We start from the raw sequence: 4,376 nt of genomic DNA, 5'->3' as shown, positions 1-4,376 counted from the left end.
CCTGTCCCCCGCGCCCCCGTGCCCCGCACGCCCGGCGCCTTCCGCCGCGACCAGTTGGCCATCGCCGCGCTGTTCTGCTTCCTCGGCTTCCAGTACGCCACCTGGGTCTCCCGGCTGCCTGCCCTCAAGGACCGGTTCGGCCTCGACGAAACACGGCTGGGCCTGCTGCTGATGGTCTGCGGGGTCGGCGCCGCGGTGTCCTTCCCGCTGGTCGCCCGGCTGATGCGGCAGCTCGGTTCGCGGCGTCTGGCACTCTGGTCGGCCCTGGCCCTGGCGGCGGTGCTGCCGGCGCTGTCCGCGGCCGGCTCCTATCCCCTCGCCCTGCTGGTGGTCTTCGTCGACGGGGTGGCCGTCGGCTGTCTGAACGTCGCCATGAACGCGCAGGGCGCGGCGCTGGAGGCCCGGTACGGGCGGGCCGCGATGGCGCGGTTGCACGCCACGTTCAGCGCGGGCTCGCTCGCGGCCGCGCTCCTCGCCTCGGGGATGAACGTCGTGACGCACACCGTGTCCGCGCACTTCGCCGCCGCCGCGGCCCTGCTCCTGCTGCTGCTCGCCGCCGCACGCCCGCGTCTGTCGGCGGACGAGCGGGCTCGGGGGTCCGGGCGGGATCCAGGGTCCGAGCAGGAGGAGGCGACCGGGAGGGCCGAGGCGTCGGAGGAGGGCGCCGCGAAGGGCGGCGCCGCCAAGGCCGTCCGGCGCTTCGCCGGTGCCTCCGGGGCGGCGCTCTGGCTGGGCTGCGCCATGGTGTTCGGCACGGTCACCGAGGGCGCGATGAACGACTGGTCGGCGCTCTACCTCACGGCGGAGACCGGTGCGTCGGGGCAGCTCGCGCCGCTGGGCATCGCCGTGGTCTCGGTGATGATGGTGCTGGCCCGCCTCCTCGGCGACGGCTGGCGGAGCCGCCTGGGCGACGCACGGGTCGTCCACATCGGCAGCGTGGTGGCCGGCACCGGTCTCGCGCTCGCCCTGGCGGCCGGCGGGACCTGGCCCGCGCTGGTCGGCTTCGCCTGTGTGGGCCTGGGCATGGCGACCGTGACGCCCTGTCTCTACGTCGCGGCCGCCGCGGAGGGTCCGAGGGCCCTGGCCCTGGTCGCCGCCCTGGGCACCACCGGCCTGCTGGCGGGCCCGGCGCTGATCGGCTTCGTGGCGGGCCGAACGGATCTGACGGTCGGCATGGCGGTGGTCGCCGCATCGGCGCTGCTGGTGTCCGTCTCCGCGCGGCGCGTCACCTGGCGGAGACCGAGCGAGGCCGCCCCGGCCGGCGCCGGCGAGGGCGACGGGGGCGACGGGGGAGGCAAGGGCGGAGTCGGGACGGAAACGGGAACGGGGACGGGGACGGGACCGGTGGAGGCGTGATGCCCGTGCGGCACAGTGGTCAGGACTGTGCCGCACGGGCGGCTGGGGGTCCCGCTCAGAGCTCCCGGGGCGTGCCGGTTGCCGTGATGCGGGTGATCGCGTCGAGCGTCAGGGCCCGGTCGTGGGGTTCCCGGGACAGGGCGAGGTGGAGGGTCAGTCCCTCGATGAGGGCGTCGAGCTGGCGGGCGGTGTCCGGGTCGAAGTACTTCTCGAGGTGGACCCGGCTGCGGCGCATCCACTCGTGGGTGAGTTCCCGGTAGGCGGGGCGGCGGGCGGCGAGGGCGTACAGCTCCTGGGTGAGCACGAGGTCGCGCCGGCTGCCCTCGGACAGGACGTGGACGAGGTCGGCCACGGCCTCGATGGCCTCCTCCCGGCCGGCCGGCGCCGCGAGATGCGTGTCGAAGACCGCGACCACCTGGCCGGTGAACTCGCCGAACGCCTCCCTGAGCAGCTCGTCCATCCCGCTGAAGTGGTACGTCATCGATCCCAGCGGCACTCCGGCACGCTGGGCGATCTTGCGGTGCGAGACCGCCGCGAGGCCCTCCTCGGCGATGAGGTCGAGGGTGGCGGCGACGATGCGTTCGCGCCGCCGCGGGTCGGTGTGTCCGGTGGCCACGGGAGCCTCAGATGTCGCGGACCGGGCGGGCGGGGTTGCCGACGGCGACCACGTTCGCCGGCACGTCCTTGGTGACGACCGCGCCGGCGCCGATCACGGAGTTTTCCCCGATGGTCACCCCGGCCAGGACGATGGCACCGCCGCCGATCCAGACGTTGTCGCCGATGGTGATCGGTTGCGCGGCCTCCAGCTTGTCGCGCCGGGGCTGCGGTTCCACGGGGTGCGTGGGGGTGAGGAGCTGGACGCTCGGGCCGATCTGGCAGTCCTCGCCGATGACGATGGCGGCGACGTCCAGTGCGGTCAGGTTGTAGTTGACGAAGGTGCGCGCCCCGATGGTGATGTTGCTGCCGTAGTCGACGTACAGGGGCGGGCGCACATGCGCCTCCTCGCCCACGGCACCGAGCAGTTCGGGGAGGATCGACTGCGCCGCGGCGGCGTCCTCGACGAAGGCGGCCTGGAAGCGGGCGGCCAGACGTACGGCCTCCTGCTGCCGGCGGGCGATCTCGGGATCGTCGGCGATGTAGAGGTCGCCCGCCTGCATCCGTTCCAGGTTCGTACGGGGGTCCTGCGCGAAGTATTCCGTCGCCATGAAACCGACGGTACACCCTGGAGCGTACGAACGTACACTCTCCGCGCCCGGCAGTCCCCGCGGCGCTCCCCTACCGCGCCGCGGCGCTCTCCTGCCCCTCGTCGCTTGCCGGTCGGCGCTTCCGCGCTCCCAGCACTCCGGCGAGCACGACCACGAGTGCGCCCGCGAGGGGCACCACCAGCAGGCCGAGGCGCAGGCCGGCCTCGTCGGCGACGAGGCCGACGATCGGCGGGGAGAGCAGGAAGCCGAGCCGCATCAGCCAGGAGACGATCGTGAGCCCCGATCCGGGCTTGAGGCCGGGCAGTTCGTCGGCCTCGTGCATCGCCGCCGGCACCAGGGTCGCCACGCCGAACCCGGCCGCGGCGAAACCGAGGATCGTGCCGGGGACCGTGGGCACGGCCAGCGCCAGGCCCATGCCGGCCGCGGCGATGAAGCCGCCGGCGCGGGCCACCGCGCGCTGGCCGAAGCGGTCGACGAGCCGGTCGCCGATGATCCGGCCGACGAACTGGGCCCCGACCAGGGCGATGAAGCCGGAGGCCGCCAGCGCCGCCGACGCGTTCAGCGAGTCGGAGAGGTAGAGCGCGGCCCAGGAGTTGCCCGCGTCCTCGACGAGCGTGCCGGCGGTGGCGATGAGAACGAGCGCGGCCAGCACGTACCGCGTCCGCGAGGTCATGGCCGACCGCCCGCCTCCGGCGCTCGCCTTCCCCCGCGACTCCTCCTTCGCCTCCTTCGCCTCCGTCCCCTCGGCCGGTTCGGTGTCGGGTCCGGGCAGGCAGAACCGCAGGGCGACGCAGGCGGCGATCCCGAAGAGCACGCCCGAGATCAGCAGGTGCACCCCGAGCGGGAGGTCGAGCGCGATCGCACCGGCGGCCATGGCTCCGCCGGTGACGGCGCCGATGGACCAGATGGCGTGGAAGGAGTTGATGATGGAGCGCCCGTAGCGGCGCTGCACCCGCAGCCCGTGGGCGTTCTGCGCGACGTCGGTGAACGCGTCCATGGCGCCGGCCAGGAACAGCGCCATCGCGAACAGCACCACCGACTGCGACAGACCGGCGACCAGGATCCCGGCCGCGGTCAGCAGCGTGCTCGCCACCGCCGCCCGCGCCGAGCCCAGCCGGCGGACGAGAACCCCCGCCGCCAGGCCGGCCACGACGGCCCCCGCCGGGAACGCCGCGACGGCCAGCCCGTAGGCGGCGTTGCCGATGCCGAGATCCGCCTTGATCTGCGGATAGCGCGGCAGGAGGTTCGCGAACAGGGCGCCGTTGGTGAAGAAGAGCACGGCAACGGCTGCGCGAGCCTGCCGCTCGGCCAGGCCCGGCCGCCGCAGTACGTCAATGGTCATACGCCGGACCCTATCCGCAGAGCGTACGAACGTACACTCCTCTTTTTCCGCGGCACCGCCGACGCCCGGCCCCGGGTCCCGGGCGGGGACCTGGAGCCGGACGTGTGAAGGCTTCCGGCGTCAGCCGCTGTAGGTCTCGAACTCGGCGACCCGCGGGCTGCCGTTCGAGCTGGTGATCTCGAAGGTGACCTTCTTCAGCGAGGTCTTCGGGAAGGAGATGACGCCCGCTCCGCTGCCGGAGGTCAGAACGGCACCGGTGTCGTTGTTGAGGACCCTCCAGTTGCGGATGCCGCCCTCGGAGCCCGCTGCCTCACGAATGTTGATCTTCGACACCGAGGTGGCGGACGACCACTTGACCGAGACGGAGCCGGTCGAGCCGCTCGGCGACCAGTAGCTGCCCAGGTTGCCGTCGATCACGTTGCCGTAGCTCGTGCCACTGGCCTTGCTGGAGCCGTCGGCACCGGCGCCGAGGC

The 4,376-nt window shown here is 73.4% G+C and carries 4 protein-coding genes and 1 pseudogene; 1 reads left to right on the top strand and 4 read right to left on the bottom strand.

The features are described from left to right. The first annotated feature begins 18 nt into the window (after window positions 1-18). Window positions 19-1,356, top strand: a complete 1,338-nt coding sequence (locus AOK11_RS30410; RefSeq protein ID WP_079035182.1) for an MFS transporter — start codon at window positions 19-21, stop codon at window positions 1,354-1,356. 55 nt (window positions 1,357-1,411) lie between these two features. Here the strand turns inward: AOK11_RS30410 and AOK11_RS30405 are convergent, their stop codons facing one another. From AOK11_RS30405 to AOK11_RS30390, 4 genes and pseudogenes are all read right to left on the bottom strand, one after another. Further along, on the bottom strand, window positions 1,412-1,972 hold the full coding sequence (locus AOK11_RS30405) for a TetR/AcrR family transcriptional regulator (protein ID WP_055596911.1): 561 nt from the start codon (window positions 1,970-1,972) through the stop codon (window positions 1,412-1,414). A gap of 7 nt (window positions 1,973-1,979) precedes the next feature. Continuing rightward, window positions 1,980-2,561: a sugar O-acetyltransferase gene (locus AOK11_RS30400; RefSeq protein WP_055596910.1), complete on the bottom strand. Its 582-nt coding sequence runs from the start codon at window positions 2,559-2,561 to the stop codon at window positions 1,980-1,982. A gap of 70 nt (window positions 2,562-2,631) precedes the next feature. After that, entirely contained in the window at window positions 2,632-3,903 is a 1,272-nt protein-coding gene (locus AOK11_RS30395) for an MFS transporter (protein ID WP_055596909.1), read from the bottom strand. A 120-nt stretch (window positions 3,904-4,023) separates the two neighbouring features. Further along, a pseudogene (locus tag AOK11_RS30390) lies at window positions 4,024-4,376 on the bottom strand (pectate lyase); the annotation flags it as partial.

The organism is Streptomyces hirsutus (assembly GCF_001418415.1).
Classification (GTDB): Bacteria; Actinomycetota; Actinomycetes; order Streptomycetales; family Streptomycetaceae; genus Streptomyces; species Streptomyces hirsutus.
Note: the sequence above shows the minus strand (reverse complement) of the source record. Positions and strands in the feature narration are given on the sequence as shown.